Annotated in this window: 14 protein-coding genes; all 14 read right to left on the minus strand. The window is 69.9% G+C overall.

Going from position 1 to position 16,218, the window contains the following annotated elements:
* Nucleotides 1-89 precede the first annotated feature (89 nt).
* The 14 genes from pyk to VV01_RS23840 all read right to left on the minus strand — a co-directional run bounded on the left by pyk (nucleotide 90) and on the right by VV01_RS23840 (nucleotide 16,211).
* Nucleotides 90-1,547, minus strand: a complete 1,458-nt coding sequence (gene pyk, locus VV01_RS09160) for a pyruvate kinase (protein ID WP_050669613.1) — start codon at nucleotides 1,545-1,547, stop codon at nucleotides 90-92.
* Nucleotides 1,548-1,640: 93 nt separating this feature from the next.
* Nucleotides 1,641-3,098: a glutamate synthase subunit beta gene (locus tag VV01_RS09165; RefSeq protein WP_050669614.1), complete on the minus strand. Its 1,458-nt coding sequence runs from the start codon at nucleotides 3,096-3,098 to the stop codon at nucleotides 1,641-1,643.
* A complete protein-coding gene (gltB, locus tag VV01_RS09170; RefSeq protein WP_050669615.1) occupies nucleotides 3,091-7,629 on the minus strand; it encodes a glutamate synthase large subunit in 4,539 nt (1,512 codons plus the stop codon). The genes VV01_RS09165 and gltB overlap by 8 nt, the downstream gene beginning before the upstream one ends.
* 139 nt (nucleotides 7,630-7,768) lie before the next feature.
* Nucleotides 7,769-8,635 (minus strand): prolipoprotein diacylglyceryl transferase, encoded by an 867-nt coding sequence (gene lgt / locus VV01_RS09175; protein ID WP_050669616.1) that lies wholly within the window; start codon nucleotides 8,633-8,635, stop codon nucleotides 7,769-7,771.
* Nucleotides 8,632-9,384, minus strand: a complete 753-nt coding sequence (locus tag VV01_RS09180; protein ID WP_157508786.1) for a DsbA family protein — start codon at nucleotides 9,382-9,384, stop codon at nucleotides 8,632-8,634. The genes lgt and VV01_RS09180 overlap by 4 nt, the downstream gene beginning before the upstream one ends.
* 51 nt (nucleotides 9,385-9,435) lie before the next feature.
* Nucleotides 9,436-9,924, minus strand: coding sequence for a MauE/DoxX family redox-associated membrane protein (locus VV01_RS09185; RefSeq protein WP_050669618.1), 489 nt, complete (start codon nucleotides 9,922-9,924; stop codon nucleotides 9,436-9,438).
* On the minus strand, nucleotides 9,921-10,721 hold the full coding sequence (trpA, locus tag VV01_RS09190) for a tryptophan synthase subunit alpha (RefSeq protein ID WP_050669619.1): 801 nt from the start codon (nucleotides 10,719-10,721) through the stop codon (nucleotides 9,921-9,923). The genes VV01_RS09185 and trpA overlap by 4 nt, the downstream gene beginning before the upstream one ends.
* The gene (gene trpB / locus VV01_RS09195) at nucleotides 10,718-11,926 is read right to left on the minus strand and encodes a tryptophan synthase subunit beta (protein ID WP_050669620.1); all 1,209 of its coding nucleotides are present in this window, start codon (nucleotides 11,924-11,926) and stop codon (nucleotides 10,718-10,720) included. Before trpB ends, trpA begins: the two co-directional genes overlap by 4 nt.
* Nucleotides 11,923-12,714: an indole-3-glycerol phosphate synthase TrpC gene (gene trpC, locus VV01_RS09200; RefSeq protein WP_050669621.1), complete on the minus strand. Its 792-nt coding sequence runs from the start codon at nucleotides 12,712-12,714 to the stop codon at nucleotides 11,923-11,925. Before trpC ends, trpB begins: the two co-directional genes overlap by 4 nt.
* A gap of 46 nt (nucleotides 12,715-12,760) precedes the next feature.
* Nucleotides 12,761-13,000, minus strand: coding sequence for an HGxxPAAW family protein (locus VV01_RS09205; protein WP_050669622.1), 240 nt, complete (start codon nucleotides 12,998-13,000; stop codon nucleotides 12,761-12,763).
* A 76-nt stretch (nucleotides 13,001-13,076) separates the two neighbouring features.
* The gene (locus VV01_RS09210) at nucleotides 13,077-13,658 is read right to left on the minus strand and encodes a Trp biosynthesis-associated membrane protein (RefSeq protein ID WP_050669623.1); all 582 of its coding nucleotides are present in this window, start codon (nucleotides 13,656-13,658) and stop codon (nucleotides 13,077-13,079) included.
* Nucleotides 13,655-15,196, minus strand: coding sequence for an anthranilate synthase component I (locus VV01_RS09215; protein WP_050669624.1), 1,542 nt, complete (start codon nucleotides 15,194-15,196; stop codon nucleotides 13,655-13,657). Before VV01_RS09215 ends, VV01_RS09210 begins: the two co-directional genes overlap by 4 nt.
* Complete coding sequence (hisI, locus tag VV01_RS09220; protein ID WP_071606540.1) at nucleotides 15,193-15,549, minus strand: phosphoribosyl-AMP cyclohydrolase; 357 nt, start codon at nucleotides 15,547-15,549, stop codon at nucleotides 15,193-15,195. The genes VV01_RS09215 and hisI overlap by 4 nt, the downstream gene beginning before the upstream one ends.
* Nucleotides 15,550-15,602: 53 nt before the next feature.
* Nucleotides 15,603-16,211, minus strand: a complete 609-nt coding sequence (locus VV01_RS23840; protein WP_050671831.1) for a class I SAM-dependent methyltransferase — start codon at nucleotides 16,209-16,211, stop codon at nucleotides 15,603-15,605.
* Nucleotides 16,212-16,218 lie beyond the last annotated feature (7 nt).

Below are 16,218 nucleotides of genomic sequence, written 5' to 3' on the forward strand. Positions count from 1 at the left end.
TCTGTCCGCGGTGGCAGTTCACCAACCACTCCGAACAGACCATCGAAGGGGTGCACCGCCGCGCTCGCCGCACTCGTCGGGATGAAGACCTAGGGCCGGTCGAGCTCCTGGTAGGCGGGTGCGACCTGGTTCTTGGCATCGCCCATCTGGTGCACGCGCAGCGCGTTGGTCGAGCCCGGGATGCCGGGAGGCGAACCCGCCACGATGACCACGGTCTCGCCCTCGGCGCAGCGCTTCGAGGACAGCAGGGTCTCGTCGACCTGCGCCGCCATCTGGTCGGTGTGCTTGACCTGCGGCATCAGGAACGTCTCGACACCCCACACCAGAGCGAGCTGAGACCTCGTCGCCTGGTTGGGCGTGAACGCCAGCATCGGTCGCTTGCTGCGGATGCGCGCCATGCGCAGCGCCGAGTCGCCGGTCGTCGTGAAGGTGACCAGGTACTTCACATCGAGCAGGTCACCGATCTCGGCCGCCGCTGCGGTGACCGCGCCGCCCTTGGTGTGGGGGCGCGTACCGAGGTCAGGAATGCGCTCGAGGCCGTGCTCCTCTGTGCTCTCGATGATGCGGGCCATCGTGCGCACGGCGTCGATCGGCCAGGCACCCACACTCGTCTCGCCGGACAGCATGATCGCGTCGGCGCCATCGAGCACGGCGTTGGCGCAGTCGGACGCCTCCGCCCGCGTCGGGCGGGAGTTCTCGATCATCGACTCAAGCACCTGCGTCGCGACGATGACCGGCTTGGCGTCACGACGAGCCAGCTCGACCGCGCGCTTCTGCACGATCGGGACGTCCTCCAGCGGCATCTCGACGCCCAGGTCACCGCGGGCGACCATGATGCCGTCGAAGGCGTCGACGATCTCGGCGAGGTTGTCGACGGCCTGCGGCTTCTCGATCTTGGCGATGACCGGCAGCCGTCCGTTGCCGACCTCGTCCATGATCTCGTGCACGCGGTCGATGTCGGAGGCACTGCGGACGAAGGACAGGGCGATGAGGTCGGCACGCAGCGTGAGCGCCCAGCGCAGGTCCTCCTCGTCCTTGTCCGACAACGCCGGCACACTGACCGCGACGCCCGGCAGGTTGATGCCCTTGTGGTCCGAGACGACACCGCCCTCGACCACCTCGGTCACCACGTCGGTGTCGGTGACCTCGATCGCGCGCAGCTCGACCTTGCCGTCGTCGATCAGCAGCCGGTCGCCGGGGTGGACGTCGCCGGGCAGCCCCCGGTAAGTGGTCGACACGCGCTCCTGGTCGCCCTCGACGTCATCGACCGTGATGGTGAAGCGGTCCCCGTTGCTGAGCGTGACCGGACCGCCCGCGAAGGTGCCGGTACGGATCTTGGGCCCCTGCAGGTCCACGAGTACGCCGACCGCACGGCCGGTCTCGTCGGACGCCCGCCGCACGTTGGCGTAGACCTCTTCGTGGACGTCGTGTGTGCCGTGCGACAGGTTGAGCCGGGCCACATCCATACCGGCGGCGACCAGCTCGTGCACGCGCTGCGGTGTCGAGGTGGCGGGTCCGAGAGTGGCAACGATCTTGGCACGACGCATAAGCCAACACTATCGAACAGAACCGCCCATACGCCGGGGCATCCGGCGTACGGGCGGGTAACTGTCAGCAGCCCTGCGCGGGCGGCTGGATGACTAGACCGTGAGCGGCCGATCGGTCGGTCGGATCGGCGCGGGCAGTACCGAAGAGCCCGTCAGGTAGGCGTCGACGCCCTTGGCCGCAGAACGGCCTTCGGCGATCGCCCAGACGATGAGCGACTGCCCTCGACCGGCGTCACCGGCCACGAACACACCGGGCTCGGACGTCATGAACGCTGCATCGCGGGCGATGTTGGACCGCTCGTCCGTCTCGAGGCCGAGCTGCTCGATGAGACCTTCCTGCTCCGGACCGAGGAAGCCCATGGCGAGCAGGACCAGCTGGGCCGGGATCTCGCGCTCGGTGCCCTCGACCTCCTCGAAGCCCTTCTCGCCCATCCGCACCTCGACCAGACGCAGTGCCCGGACGTTGCCGTCCTCGTCGCCGAGGATCTCCTTGGTGCTCGTGGCGTAGACCCGCTCGCCGCCCTCCTCGTGCGCGCTCGCCACACGGAAGAGCATCGGGTAGGTCGGCCAGGGCTGGTGGGCCGGGCGGTCCTGCGTCGGCTGGGGCATGATCTCCAGCTGGGTGATCGACCGCGCGCCCTGCCGGATGGACGTGCCGAGGCAGTCCGCACCGGTGTCACCGCCGCCGATGATCACGACGTCCTTGTCGGTCGCCACGACCTGGTCCTCGACGGTCTCACCGAGGGCGACCCGGTTGGCGTCGGGCAGGAAGTCCATCGCCTGGACGATGCCGCCGAGCTCACGGCCGGGCACCGGCAGGTCACGCGGCACGGTCGCGCCCATCGCCAGGACGACGGCGTCGTACCGCTCCTTCAGCTGGGCACCGGTGATGTCGTCGCCGACGCTGCGGTTGCAGCGGAAGCGGGTCCCCTCGGCCGTCATCTGCTCGATGCGGCGGTCGAGAACCGACTTCTCCATCTTGAACTCGGGGATGCCGTAGCGCAGGAGACCACCAGGCTTGTCGGCCTTCTCGTAGACCGCCACGGTGTGACCCGCGCGCGTCAGCTGCTGCGCGGCGGCCAGGCCCGCCGGGCCCGAGCCGATCACGGCCACGGTCTTGTTGGTCAGCCGTGCCGGCGGCTGCGGGTCGACGCCGCCGCGCGAGAAGGCCTCCTCGATGGTGGTCAGCTCGACCTGCTTGATCGTCACGGCGGGCTGGCTGATGCCGAGCACGCACGCGGTCTCGCACGGTGCCGGGCACAGCCGCCCGGTGAACTCCGGGAAGTTGTTGGTCGCGTGCAACCGCTCGATCGCGTCGGCCCAGTCGCCCCGGTAGGCGAGGTCGTTCCACTCCGGGATCAGATTGCCCAGCGGACAACCGTTGTGGCAGAAGGGAATTCCACAGTCCATGCAGCGACCGGCCTGGCGCTGCAGCTGGCCGAGCTCCTGCTCCTCGTAGACCTCGCGCCAGTCCTTGATCCGGACCGGCACGGGCCGACGAGCAGGCAGCTCGCGCTCACGCGTCGTCAAGAATCCACGGGGGTCAGCCACGGTTGGCCTCCATGATCCGCTCCCACACCTGGGGGCTGTCGGGGTCGAGGCCTTCGTCGGCGGCCTCGGTACGGACGTCGAGCACCTTCTGGAAGGTGCGAGGAAGAACGAGCGAGAAGCGCTCGACCGCTGCAGGCCAGTCGGCCAGCAGACGGGACGCGACGCTGGAGTCGGTCCACTCCACGTGCTTGCGCAGCAGGTCTCGCACGAACGTGATGTCGTCCTCGCGCAGGCCGATGACATCGACCAGCTCGGGGTTGACCTGGCTCTCGTCGAGGTCGAGCACATAGGCGTGCCCACCGGACATACCCGCCGCGAAGTTTCGGCCGGTCGGACCGAGGACGAGCACCGAACCACCGGTCATGTACTCGCAGGCGTGGTCGCCCACACCCTCGACAACGGCGGTCGCACCGGAGTTGCGGACGCAGAACCGCTCCCCCACGACGCCGCGCAGGAAGATCTGGCCGCTCGTCGCGCCGTAGCCGATGACGTTGCCGGCGATGGCGTTGCGCTCGGCGACCAGGGACGCCTCACGCAGGGGTCGTACGACGACACGGCCGCCGGAGAGGCCCTTGCCGACGTAGTCGTTGGCCTCGCCGTACAGGCGCAGCGTGACACCCGCCGGCACGAACGCACCGAACGACTGACCGGCCGCACCGGTGAACGAGACGTCGATCGTGTCGTCCGCGAGGCCTTCGGGGTAGCGCTTGGTGACCTCGTGGCCCAGCATCGTGCCGACCGTGCGGTTGACGTTGCTGACCGGCACCTCGATCCGGACCGGTGCCTGGTTGTCCAGGGCGTCCTTGCTCATCGCGATGAGCTGCTGGTCGAGAGCCTTCTCCAGACCGTGGTCCTGAGCGACCACCTGGCGGCGAGCCGCACCCTCCGGCAGCTCGACGTCCTTGAGGATCGGCGCGAGGTCGAGGCCGCTGGCCTTCCAGTGGTCGACCGCACGCGAGGTGTCGAGCACGCCGACCTGGCCGATCGCCTCGTCCAGCGTGCGGAACCCGAGCTCGGCGAGCAGCTCGCGGACCTCCTCGGCGATGTACTCGAAGAACGTCTCGACGAACTCGGGCTTGCCGGTGAATCGCTCACGCAGGTCAGGGTTCTGGGTCGCGATGCCGACCGGGCAGGTGTCCAGGTGACAGACGCGCATCATGATGCAGCCGCTGACGACGAGCGGTGCGGTCGCGAAGCCGTACTCCTCGGCACCGAGCAGCGCGGCGATCACGACGTCACGACCGGTCTTGAGCTGGCCGTCGGTCTGGACGACAATCCGGTCACGCAGGCCGTTGAGCAGCAGGGTCTGCTGGGTCTCGGCGAGACCGAGCTCCCACGGCCCGCCGGCGTGCTTCAGCGACGTGAGCGGCGAGGCGCCCGTGCCGCCGTCGTGGCCGGACACCAGGACGACGTCGGCGTGCGCCTTCGAGACACCTGCCGCGACCGTGCCGACACCGACCTCACTGACCAGCTTGACGTGGATGCGCGCCTGCGGGTTGGCGTTCTTGAGGTCGTGGATCAGCTGAGCCAGGTCCTCGATGGAGTAGATGTCGTGGTGCGGCGGCGGTGAGATCAGACCGACACCCGGCGTCGAGTGCCGGGTCTTGGCGACCCACGGGTAGACCTTGTGGCCGGGCAGCTGACCGCCCTCACCGGGCTTGGCACCCTGCGCCATCTTGATCTGGATGTCGTCGGCCTCGGTGAGGTAGTGCGAGGTCACACCGAACCGACCGCTCGCGACCTGCTTGATCGCCGAGCGGCGCTCGGGGTCGACCAGACGGTCGGCGTCCTCGCCGCCCTCACCGGTGTTGGAGCGCGCACCGAGACGGTTCATCGCGATCGCGAGCGTCTCGTGCGCCTCCTTGCTGATCGAGCCGTAGCTCATCGCACCGGTGTTGAAGCGCTTGACGATCTCGCTCACCGGCTCGACCTCGTCGATCGAGATGGGCGTGCGGTCGCCGGCGAAGCCGAACAGACCACGCAGTGTCATCAGCCGCTCGGACTGGTCGTCGACGGCCGCGGTGTACTGCTTGAAGATGTCGTAGCGGCGCTGACGGGTGGAGTGCTGCAGCCGGAACACCGTCTCGGGGTTGAACAGGTGCGGCTCGCCCTCACGACGCCACTGGTACTCACCGCCCACCTCGAGCGTGCGGTGGGAGTTGGCGTTGCCGTCCTTCGGGTACGCCGTCGCGTGCCGCTCGGCGACCTCCTGGGTGATGACGTCGAGACCGACGCCACCGAGGCGCGAGGTCGTCCCGGTGAAGTAGGAGTCGATGAGCTCCTGGGACAGACCGGTCGCCTCGAACACCTGCGCACCGCGGTAGGAGGCCACCGTCGAGATGCCCATCTTGGACATGACCTTCAGGACGCCCTTGCCGAGCGCCTTGATGAGGTTGCGGACCGCCTGCTCCGGCGTGACGTCGGTGATGACGCCGCGACGGACGAGGTCCTCGACGGACTCCATCGCGAGGTAGGGGTTGATCGCGGCGGCGCCGTAGCCGACGAGCAGGGCGACATGGTGGGTCTCGCGGACGTCGCCCGCCTCGACGATGAGGCCGACCTGCGTACGGGTCTTCTCACGGATGAGGTGGTGGTGCACGGCCGCTGTCAGCAGCAGCGACGGGATCGGCGCGAACGCCGGGCCGCTGTCGCGGTCGGACAGCACGACGAAGCGGTGGCCGTCCTCGATCGCCTGCGACACCTCGGCGAAGATGCCCTGCAGACGTGCGCGCATCGCGCTGACACCGCCGGCGACGCGGTAGGTGCCGCGGATGACGTACGTCGCGTAGCCCGGCATGTCGCCGCGCGAGTTGAGATGGACGATCTTGGCCAGCTCGTCGTTGTCGATGACCGGGAACGGCAGCTCGAGCTGACGGGCGTGCGCCGGAGTGGCCTCCAGGGCATTGCTCTCCGGACCCATCAAGGTGCCGAGCGAGGTGACCAGCTCTTCGCGGATCGCGTCGAGCGGCGGGTTGGTGACCTGGGCGAACAGCTGGCTGAAGTAGTCGAAGATCAGCCGTGGGCGCTCGGACAGCACCGCGATCGGGGTGTCCGTGCCCATCGAGCCGAGCGCCTCGGCACCCGAACGCGCCATCGGTGCGAGCAGGACGCGCAGCTCTTCCTGGGTGTAGCCGAAGGTCTGCTGACGGCGTACGACGGACGCCGGCGTGTGCCAGACGTGCTCACGCTCCGGGAGGTCCTCGAACCGCACGATGCCGGCGTGCAGCCACTCCTCGTACGGGTTCTCGGCGGCGAGGCCGGCCTTGACCTCGTCGTCGCCGACGATGCGGCCGTGCTCGGTGTCGACCAGGAACATCTTGCCGGGCTGCATGCGGCCCTTGCGGACGACCGTCGCCGGGTCGAGGTCGAGCACGCCTGCCTCGGACGCGAGCACGACCAGACCGTCGCTGGTGACGGCGTAGCGCCCCGGGCGCAGACCGTTGCGGTCAAGCACCGCGCCGACGAGCGTGCCGTCGGTGAACGTCACACAGGCCGGCCCGTCCCAGGGCTCCATGATCGTGGAGTGGAACTCGTAGAAAGCCCGGCGCGCGGGATCCATGGTCTCGTGGTTCTCCCACGCCTCCGGGATCATCATCAGCACCGCGTGGGGCAGGCTGCGACCGCCCAGGTGCAGCAGCTCGAGCACCTCGTCGAACGTCGCCGAGTCGGACGCCTCGGGCGTGCACACCGGGAAGATGCGCGAGAGGTCGCCCGGGATGACGTCGCTGGCCAGCGTGGACTCGCGGGCGCTCATCCAGTTGCGGTTGCCGCGCACGGTGTTGATCTCGCCGTTGTGGGCGATGAACCGGAACGGGTGCGCGAGCGGCCACGACGGGAAGGTGTTGGTCGAGAAGCGCGAGTGGACCAGCGCGAGCTCGGTGGCGAACCGACGGTCGGACAGGTCGGGGAAGAACGGCTCGAGCTGCTCGGTCGTGAGCATGCCCTTGTAGACCACCGTGCGCGAGGAGAGCGAGGCGAAGTAGACCGCCAGCTCGTGCTCGGAGCGCTTGCGCAGGCAGTACGCCAACCGGTCGAGCTCGACACCCGAGAGCTCACCCTCGGCCGCGGCCACGAACACCTGCCGGAACACCGGCATCGTGTCGAGCGCCATCTGGCCGACGAGCGTCGGGTCGGTGGGCACGTCGCGCCAGCCGATGACGCGCAGGCCCTCCTCGGCCGCGAGCACGTCGAGCTGCTCACCGATGTGCCACTGGCTGTCGGGGTCGGTCGGCAAGAAGGCCAGACCGACGGCGTACGAGCCCGCCTCCGGGAGGTCGAAGTCGACGACCTCGCGCAAGAACGCGTCCGGCACCTGGGTCAGGATGCCGGCGCCGTCACCGACCGCGGGGTCAGCGCCCGTCGCACCGCGGTGCTCCAGGTTGCGCAGTGCCGTCAGGGCGTGGTCCACGATGTCGTGGCCCGCACTGCCGCGCATGGTGGCCACCATGGCCACGCCACACGCGTCGTGCTCCTGAGCGGGGTCGTACAGGCCTTCGGCCTGCGGGTGGGCGGAGAAGTGGGCGAGACCCATCGTCGACTCACCGTCCTGTCATCGTCGGGACGCCTGCGCTGAACAAGGCGTCGGGCAGAAGATCCAAGCGGGACGGCGTTGGCCAGCGTGGTCAGTCACAACACTTTATCGGCGGCTGCGTCGTTTCACAACATGGACGCTACGTCTCAGATGTCGAGACAGCGTCGCGCGCGGCGACGGTCCCGTCCGGGGAGCGCCGGCCACACCAGACGAACATCGCCAGCCCGCCCAGGAACACGGCGATGCAGACCCACACGTTGACGCGGAGTCCGAGCACGTGGTTGGCCGGGTCGCTGCGCATCAGCTCGAACACGATGCGGCCGATCGGGTACAGCATCACGTAGAGCGAGAACGAGCGACCACGTCCCAGTCCGCGGCGACGGTCGAGCAGCACCACGACCAGCGCGATGAGCAGGCACCACAGCGACTCGTACAGGAACGTCGGGTGGAACGGGCCGCCGGGGACGAGTACGGCGTCGCCCGCGGCGTTGCGGACGGCCTGGCCGTTGTCCCACTGGTGGATCTCCAGAGCCCAGGGCACGTCGGTGTGCCGCCCGTAGAGCTCGTTGTTGAAGTAGTTGCCCCACCGGCCCATCGCCTGCGCGACCGCGACACCGGGAGCAGCGGCGTCGGCGTAGTCGAGGAACGCGATGCCGTGGCGCCGGCAGCCGATCCAGGCACCCAGCGCGCCGAGGGCGACCGCACCCCAGATGCCGAGCCCGCCGTGCCAGATCTTGAGCGCGTCGACGGGTCGCCCGTGCTCACCGAAGTACGGCTGTGGCGTGGTGATGACGTGGTAGAGCCGACCGCCGACGATGCCGAACGGAACTGCCCAGTACGCCACGGTGAGCGCGTCATCGACCTGGTGGCCGCGCTGGACCAGCCGACGTCCGCAGATCCAGATCGCCACCGCGATGCCGGCGAGGATGCACATCGCGTAGGCACGCAACGGGAACGGGCCGAGGTCCCAGACTCCGGAGGTCGGGCTCGGGATGGAGGTGATCACTGGCCCTGGGCCGCCTTCAGCACGGCCGGGAACGAGCCCTTCTGCTGCATCAGCTGAGCCATCTGCTCCTCCGACAGCGCGGTGCCGTCGATCTTGACGGTGGGTGTGCCGTTGACCCCGTCGTCGTTGGAACGCTTCTCGGTGTCCTTCACGTAGTCGTCGTAGGTGCCCTTGTCGACGCACTGCGTGAACGTCGTCAGCTGCTGCCCCGTGATGCCGGCGTCAGCCGCGAACGTCTTCTTGAGCTGGTCGTCGGTGTAGCCCTGGCCCTCCTTGGCGGGCTGACCGGCGAACACGGCTTTGTGGTACTCGGCGAACTTGCCGGCATCAGCGGCGCAGAAGGCGGCGTTGGCCGAGCGCTTGGAGGAGTCGTTGCCGAGGTTGTCGTCGAGGAACGACATCATGTGCGACACGAGCTTGATGTCACCGCGCTGCGCGAGCTCGTGGATCGATGCACCGTTGGCCTTCTCGAGCTCGTTGCAGATCGGGCACTGGAAGTCCTCGTAGATGTCGACCACCGGGACACCGGGCTTGGCCTTGCCGGGGTACATCACGACGCCGTTGCCCTCGGACTGCGAGGTCTGGGGCCCGGAGGCATCGAGCTTGCCGAACGGGTTGGCCGAGATCAGGAAGGTCGCGCCCGCGACGATGACGACCACCACGGCGATCACCGTGGCGATCAGCGCCCTGGGCGGGCCGTCCTTGGGCTTGGTCGCAGCGAGCTTTTCCGAGGCGTCAGGGCGAGGCATGCCCACAGTGTCTCCCGCAGCCCTGAGCCCGCGCAGCGGGGTCGGACGATCTCAGCCCCAGAGCCGGCCGTCGAGGCTCCACCGGCTCTGCGGGCGGACCACCAACCAGGCGGCGCACAGGGCCAGGCCCGCGTCGCGCACGATCTCCTGGAGGTACTTGGTCTTGTTTGCGGCCACCGAGCCACCGCCGCCGAAGCAGCCGCAGTCGATCGTCAGCCCGCGTGCCCAGGCCGAGGCGATGCCTGCGATGAACGCGAGCATCAGCAGCCCGCCGAGCAACGCCGAGCCGCGTGTCAGCAGCCCGAGGATCAGGAGCAGGCCGAGGACGATCTCGGCGATCGGCAGCAGTGTGCCGACGAAGTTGGCGACGTCGACAGGCATCAGCTCATAGGCGCGCGTCGCGGTGCGGGAGCTGCCCAGTGCGGTGATCTTGAGCAGGCCGGCCACGAGCAGCACGCCGCCGAGCAGGAGCCTGGCCAGGAGCCCGACCCAGTCCTTGACGCCGGAACGGCTGCCGAGGACCGCCGTGGTCGTGCTCATCGACGACAGCCGGCCGCGAGCTCGCGGGTGAGCGCACCGAGTGCCTGCAGACCGCTGTCGAGGTCGGGCGCGTCGAGCAGGCAGCGCACCAGCGCGGAGCCGACGATGACCCCGTCGGCGAACTGGCCCACCTCGTGGACCTGCTCCCCTGTCGAGACGCCCAGGCCGACGCACACCGGTACGTCGGTGACCCGGCGTACGCGCTCGACCAGCACCGAGGCGGCCTCGCCCACACTCGCCCGGGCGCCGGTCACGCCCATCAACGAGGTGGCGTAGACGAAGCCGCGCGATGCAGCAGTCGTGCTCACCAGGCGCTCGTCGGTCGAGCTCGGAGCCACCAGGAAGACCCGGTCCAGGTCGTGCGCGTCGCTGGCCGTGATCCAGTCCTGGGCCTCGTCGGGCACCAGGTCGGGCGTGATCAGCCCGGACACGCCAGAGGCACTCAGCTGCCGAGCGAACGCGTCAGCGCCGTAGCGCAGGACCGGGTTCCAGTAGGTCATCACCAGCGCCGCAGCACCGGCGGCGGAGACGGCCTCGCCGGCCTTGAAGACGTCAGCGACCCGCACACCGTTCTCCAGCGCACGCGTCGCAGCCGTCTGGATCACGGGGCCGTCCATCAGCGGATCGGTGTAGGGCAGACCGATCTCGACGATGTCGACGCCGTTCTCGACCATGACCTCCATCGCACGGATCGAGCCCTCGACCGTCGGGAAGCCGACCGGGAGGTACCCGACCAGTGCAGACCGCCCCTGTGCCTTGGTGTCAGCGAGCACGGCGCTCACGCGGCTGCCGCTCATGACTGCTCCTCCTCGTCCGGGAGCAGCCCGAACCATCGCGCGGCCGAGTCGACGTCCTTGTCGCCGCGTCCGGACAGGTTGACGAGCACCAGGCCGTCGGGGCCGAGCTCGCGCCCGACCTTCATCGCGCCGGCCAGCGCGTGCGAGCTCTCGATCGCCGGCAGGATGCCCTCGGTCTGCGCGAGCAGGCGGAACGCCTCCATCGCCTCGTCGTCGGTCACCGGGTGGTACTCGGCGCGGCCGATGTCCTTGAGGTAGGCGTGCTCAGGCCCGACGCTCGGGTAGTCGAGCCCGGCGGACACCGAGTGCGACTCGATGGTCTGGCCGTCGTCGTCCTGCAGGACGTAGGTGAACGCGCCGTGCAGCACGCCTGGCGTGGCCTGACCGCTGAAACGGGACGCGTGGCGGCCGGAGTCGACGCCCTCTCCCCCGCCCTCGAGGCCGATGAGCCGGACGTCGGGGTCGTCGATGAACCGGTGGAAGATGCCCATCGCGTTGGAGCCTCCACCGACGCAGGCGCACACGGCGTCGGGCAGCCGGCCGATCTCGTCGAGCATCTGCTGGCGCGCCTCGACGCCGATGATGCGGTGGAAGTCGCGGACCATCTCGGGGAACGGGTACGGGCCGGTCACCGTGCCGAGGACGTAGTGCGTGTGGTCGACGTGGGTCACCCAGTCGCGGAACGCCTCGTTGACGGCGTCCTTGAGGGTCCGGCTGCCGTGGTCGACGGGGACGACCTCGGCCCCGAGCAGGCGCATACGAGCGACGTTGAGGGCCTGGCGCTCGGTGTCGACGCGACCCATGTAGACGACGCACTCCAGACCGAGCAGCGCCGCGGCCGTCGCGGTGGCGACGCCGTGCTGACCCGCGCCGGTCTCGGCGATGACCCGCCGCTTGCCCATCCGCTTGGTCAGGAGGGCCTGGCCGAGGACGTTGTTGATCTTGTGCGACCCGGTGTGGTTGAGGTCCTCACGCTTGAGGACCACGCGCGCCCCACCGCAGTGCTCGGCGAAGCGCGGCACCTCGGTGATGATGCTGGGACGACCGGTGTACGACCGGTGCAGCTGGGCGAGCTCGCCCAGGAAACCGGGGTCGTGCATCGCCTTGGAACGCTGCTCGTCGAGCTCCTCGAGCGCAGCGACGAGGGCTTCGGGGACGTAGCGGCCGCCGTAGTCGCCGAATCGTCCGATGCGGTTGTCGCTCATGCTGTGGCTCCTCCTCGCAGTACGCCGACCGCCTCGCGCGGGTCTCCGCCCGTCACGAGCGCCTCACCGACGAGCACCGCGTCGGCACCGGACGCGACGTAGTCAGCGACGTCGTCACGGCCTCGTACGCCGGACTCGGCGACGCGTACGGCGGTCTCGGGCACACGGGGCGCGAGCCGGGCGAACACGGCCCGGTCGACCTCGAGCGTCTTGAGGTTGCGGGCGTTGATGCCGATGACCTGCGCACCCAGGTCGACAGCCCGGTCGGTCTCGGCCTCGTCGTGGGCCTCGACCAGGGCGGTCATGCCGAGCTCACCGGCCAGCTGATGGAGATCGCGCAGCTGGGGGTCGTCGAGTGCCGCGACGATCAGCAGGATGACGTCGGCACCGTGCGCGCGGGCCTCCCACAGCTGGTACTCCGACACCATGAAGTCCTTGCGCAGGACCGGGACGTCGACGGCGGCGCGGACGGCGTCGAGGTCGGCCAGCGATCCGCCGAACCGCCGCTCCTCGGTCAGGACCGAGATCACCGAGGCACCGCCCGCGGCGTACGCGGCGGCGAGCTCGGCCGGGTCCGGGATCGTGGCCAGCTCACCCTTGCTCGGGCTCTTGCGCTTGACCTCAGCGATGACCTTGACCGCCCCGGGAGCGGTCAGAGCGGCTCTCGCGTCGCGCGCAGCGGGTGCGTCGGTCGCGAGCTGCTGCACCGCGGAGAACGGCAGGGCGCGCTGGCGTACGTCGAGGTCCTCACGGACCCCGGAGATGATGTCGTCGAGGACTGTGGGCACCGCAGCAGGCTACCCGCCGGCCGTGGTGGCCCTGGGGCCCGTCTGCCTAGCGGACGCCCTGCTGCCCGTGGGCCTGCAGACGCTTGGCCTCGACGCCGAAGCCGGCCTTGCTGAGCACCACGGCACCGATCATGCCGACCACGCACACGACGACACCGAGGATCGTCCACAGGTGCGCACCGAAGTAGACGCCGACCGAGATCAGGGCCGAGCCGAGGATGAGCGAGTAGACGCCGGTCCAGGCCGCGACGCTCTTGCCGTGGTCGTCGTGCTGCTGGTCAGACATGCGGATGGACTCCTTCGAGAGGGGCTGGTCGCCGACGTGGCGTCGGGGACATTGTGGCAGGCAGGAAGGTGAGTGGTCAGCGGGGTGGGTCGGTGGTGCCGTCGACCGTGGGGTCCTGACCCTGCGAGAGCCGGTCCCAGTCGGACGCCTCACGAGCGCTGCGGGCCTCGCCGGTCGGTGCGTCGTACCTGGACGACAGCCCGACCCAGCGGCGGATACCGGCGAGCGCCAGACCGCCCGCAGCAGTGAGCAGCACCGCGCCGAGCAGCGAGAGCCACACCCAGACGGTGACCGACCCGTCGGCGTCGACCGAACCGGTACGGCCCGTCGTCTCGGCAGCGTGCTCACCGACCACACCCGCGGGGTCGACCAGGACCCCGACGGTGAGGACGACGGCGAGCACCCCGGCCAGCAGCGTCGCCACCGCGCCGACCCACCGCACGACGCGTCCGCCGGTCGCGGTCGCGACCGTCGCGGCCGCACCCACGAGCGCCGCCGCGACGACCCCTCCGGCTGCGTCGTTGCCCGACACGGAGACGGTGCTGTTGCGCAGGACGGCGTCGTGCACGGCTCCCTCGACCCACGTCCGTCCACCGCACGCGAGCAGCACGACGGCAGCGACGAGCGAGCCCAGCAGGACCGTGCGCTTGGAGGTCATCGCGGAGCTCCCATCCCGGTCGCGGTCGAGACGGCTCGCAGCGCCGCTGCGGCCTTGGTGATCGTCTCCTGGTACTCGCTCTCGGGCACCGAGTCGGCCACGATGCCGGCGCCGGCCTGGACGTGGGCGACGCCGTCCTTGAGCACGGCCGTGCGGATGGCGATCGCCATGTCGAGGTCGCCGGCGAAGTCGAGGTAGCCGACGACTCCGCCGTAGACCCCACGTCGGCGGCCCTCGTAGGAGTCGATGATCTGCATGGCCCGCGGCTTCGGGGCCCCCGACAGCGTGCCTGCCGGGAAGGTGGCGACGAGCACGTCGTACGCGCTGCGCCCGTCGGCGAGCTCGCCGACGACGGTCGACTCCAGATGCATGATGTGGCTGTAGTGGCGTACCTCCATGAACTCCACCGTGTCGACCGTGCCCGCGACGCAGACCTTCTGCAGGTCGTTGCGCGACAGGTCGACGAGCATCAGGTGCTCGGCGCGCTCCTTGGGGTCACGCGACAGCTCATCGGCGAGCAGCTGGTCCTGCTCGGGCGTCTTGCCGCGCGGTCGTGAGCCGGCGATCGGGTGCGTGATCACGCTGCTGCCCGAGACCTTGACCAGCGCCTCCGGGCTCGAGCCGACGACGTCGTACGTCGAGCCGTCCGGGTGCGGCAGCCGCAGGAGGTACATGTAGGGGCTGGGGTTGGACGCCCGCAGGGCGCGGTAGACGTCGAGCGCGTCGGCCGCGCACTCGACGGAGAACCGTTGGGACACCACGATCTGGAACGCCTCGCCGGCGCGGATGTCCTCCTTGCAGCGCTCGACCATGTCGTGGAACTGCTCACGGGTGTGGGTGCTGGTCGGCTCCAGGTCGACGGGGCGCGGGACGGCCACGGTCGACTCGGCCGGCGCGGCGAGCTGTTCGGTCATCCGGTCCAGGCGACCCACCGCATCGGCCCAGGCCTGCTCCACACGCTCGTCGGTGTCGTCGTAGTTGATCGCGTTGGCGACCAGGAGCAGCGACCCGTCACGGTGGTCGAGCACCGCCAGGTCGGTGGCCAGCATCATCGCGACCTCGGGCAGGTCGAGGTCGTCGGTGCTGCTGTCGGGGAGACGCTCCCACCGGCGTACGGCGTCGTAGGTCACGGTCCCGACCATGCCGCCGGTGAGCGGCGGCAGGCCCGGGATCGGCCGGGTCGCCAGAGCGGCCACGGTGTCGCGCAGCGCCTGCGTGGGGTCACCGTCGACGGGTACGCCGACGGGCGGCTCGCCGAGCCAGGTCGCCTCACCGTCGCGCTCGGTCAGCGTCGCCCGGCTGGATGCGCCGACGATGGAGTACCGCGACCACATGCCCCCGTGCTCGGCGGACTCCAGCAGGAACGTGCCCGGTCGGTTCTGGGCGAGCTTGCGGTAGACGCCCAGCGGGGTCTCGCCGTCAGCGAGCAGCCGGCGTACGACGGGGATGACCCGGCGCTCTCGAGCGAGCTCGCTGAACACCTGCAGGTTGGGCCAGACGGTGCCCCAGGACAGGTCGACGTGGACGTCAGCGCTCACGCGCTCACCGCCGACAGGTCGGTGAAGAAGCAGGTGCGCTCGCCGGTGTGGCAGGCGGCCCCGACCTGGTCGACACGGACCAGCAGCGCGTCACCGTCGCAGTCGAGCGCGACCGAGCGCACGTGCTGCACGTGCCCGGAGGTGTCACCCTTGCGCCAGTACTCGCCGCGGCTGCGCGACCAGAACGTCACCCGGCCCTCGGTGAGGGTGCGGTGCAGAGCCTCGTCGTCCATCCAGCCGAGCATCAGCACCTCACCGGTGTCGTGCTGCTGGACGACTGCGGCGACCAGGCCGTAGGCGTCACGCTTCAGACGCGCGGCGAGGTCCGGGGACAGCGGGGACTCATCAGGCACCCCGCCATTGTCGCCGATCGATGTCGGCGACCGACGACCCGCCCGTACGACGGTCACCCGGTTCGGCGCAGCACCACCCACTGGTAGTGCAGGTCACCCTCGCCCGGCCAGGTGATCAGCTGCTCGACCGTGCCGTGGTCCGCGAGGCGAGCGCACAGGTCGTCGTCGCTGCGCAGGCTGAAGAACCGGTCGCCGAAGTACTGCTCGCGTGACTCGGGCGCACCCCAGAGGCCGATCGCGATCGGCGCACCTGGCCGCGCCACCCTCGTCACCTCACCGAGCGCCGAGCCGAGGTCGAGGTCGGGCACCTGCAGGAGCGTGCTCATCGTCCACACGGCGTCGAACGTCCGGTCAGGCCAGGGCAGGTCGTGCACCGTGCCCACCCGGACGTCGAGGCCGATGGCCGTGCATGCCGCCACGCTCGCGGAAGCAAGATCGACGCCGACGTAGGCGAGGCCTGCCGCCTGGAACGCCACGCCGTCGCGGCCCGGGCCAGCACCGACCTCCAGCAGCGCGTCCCGACCCTCCCGCTCGAGAATCTCGACGAAGCACGAACGCGCCTGCGTACGTCGCGGCTCGACCTCACGATCTCGGAGCGCGGTGACCTCCTGGTCGTAGTACGCGACCAGCTCCGCCTCCAGCTCGTGACGGGTGCGTGGCACGGGCGCC

The sequence above is a fragment of the Luteipulveratus halotolerans genome, from assembly GCF_001247745.1.
Classification (GTDB): domain Bacteria; phylum Actinomycetota; class Actinomycetes; order Actinomycetales; family Dermatophilaceae; genus Luteipulveratus; species Luteipulveratus halotolerans.

What these genes read in the sequence shown, in the direction of transcription:
- pyk (WP_050669613.1), bottom strand. Translation starts at nt 1,547, where the DNA reads ATGCGTCGTGCCAAGATCGTTGCCACTCTCGGACCCGCCACCTCGACA.
- gltB (WP_050669615.1), bottom strand. Translation starts at nt 7,629, where the DNA reads ATGGGTCTCGCCCACTTCTCCGCCCACCCGCAGGCCGAAGGCCTGTAC.
- VV01_RS09180 (WP_157508786.1), bottom strand. Translation starts at nt 9,384, where the DNA reads ATGCCTCGCCCTGACGCCTCGGAAAAGCTCGCTGCGACCAAGCCCAAG.
- VV01_RS09185 (WP_050669618.1), bottom strand. Translation starts at nt 9,924, where the DNA reads ATGAGCACGACCACGGCGGTCCTCGGCAGCCGTTCCGGCGTCAAGGAC.
- trpA (WP_050669619.1), bottom strand. Translation starts at nt 10,721, where the DNA reads ATGAGCGGCAGCCGCGTGAGCGCCGTGCTCGCTGACACCAAGGCACAG.
- trpB (WP_050669620.1), bottom strand. Translation starts at nt 11,926, where the DNA reads ATGAGCGACAACCGCATCGGACGATTCGGCGACTACGGCGGCCGCTAC.
- VV01_RS09205 (WP_050669622.1), bottom strand. Translation starts at nt 13,000, where the DNA reads ATGTCTGACCAGCAGCACGACGACCACGGCAAGAGCGTCGCGGCCTGG.
- VV01_RS09210 (WP_050669623.1), bottom strand. Translation starts at nt 13,658, where the DNA reads ATGACCTCCAAGCGCACGGTCCTGCTGGGCTCGCTCGTCGCTGCCGTC.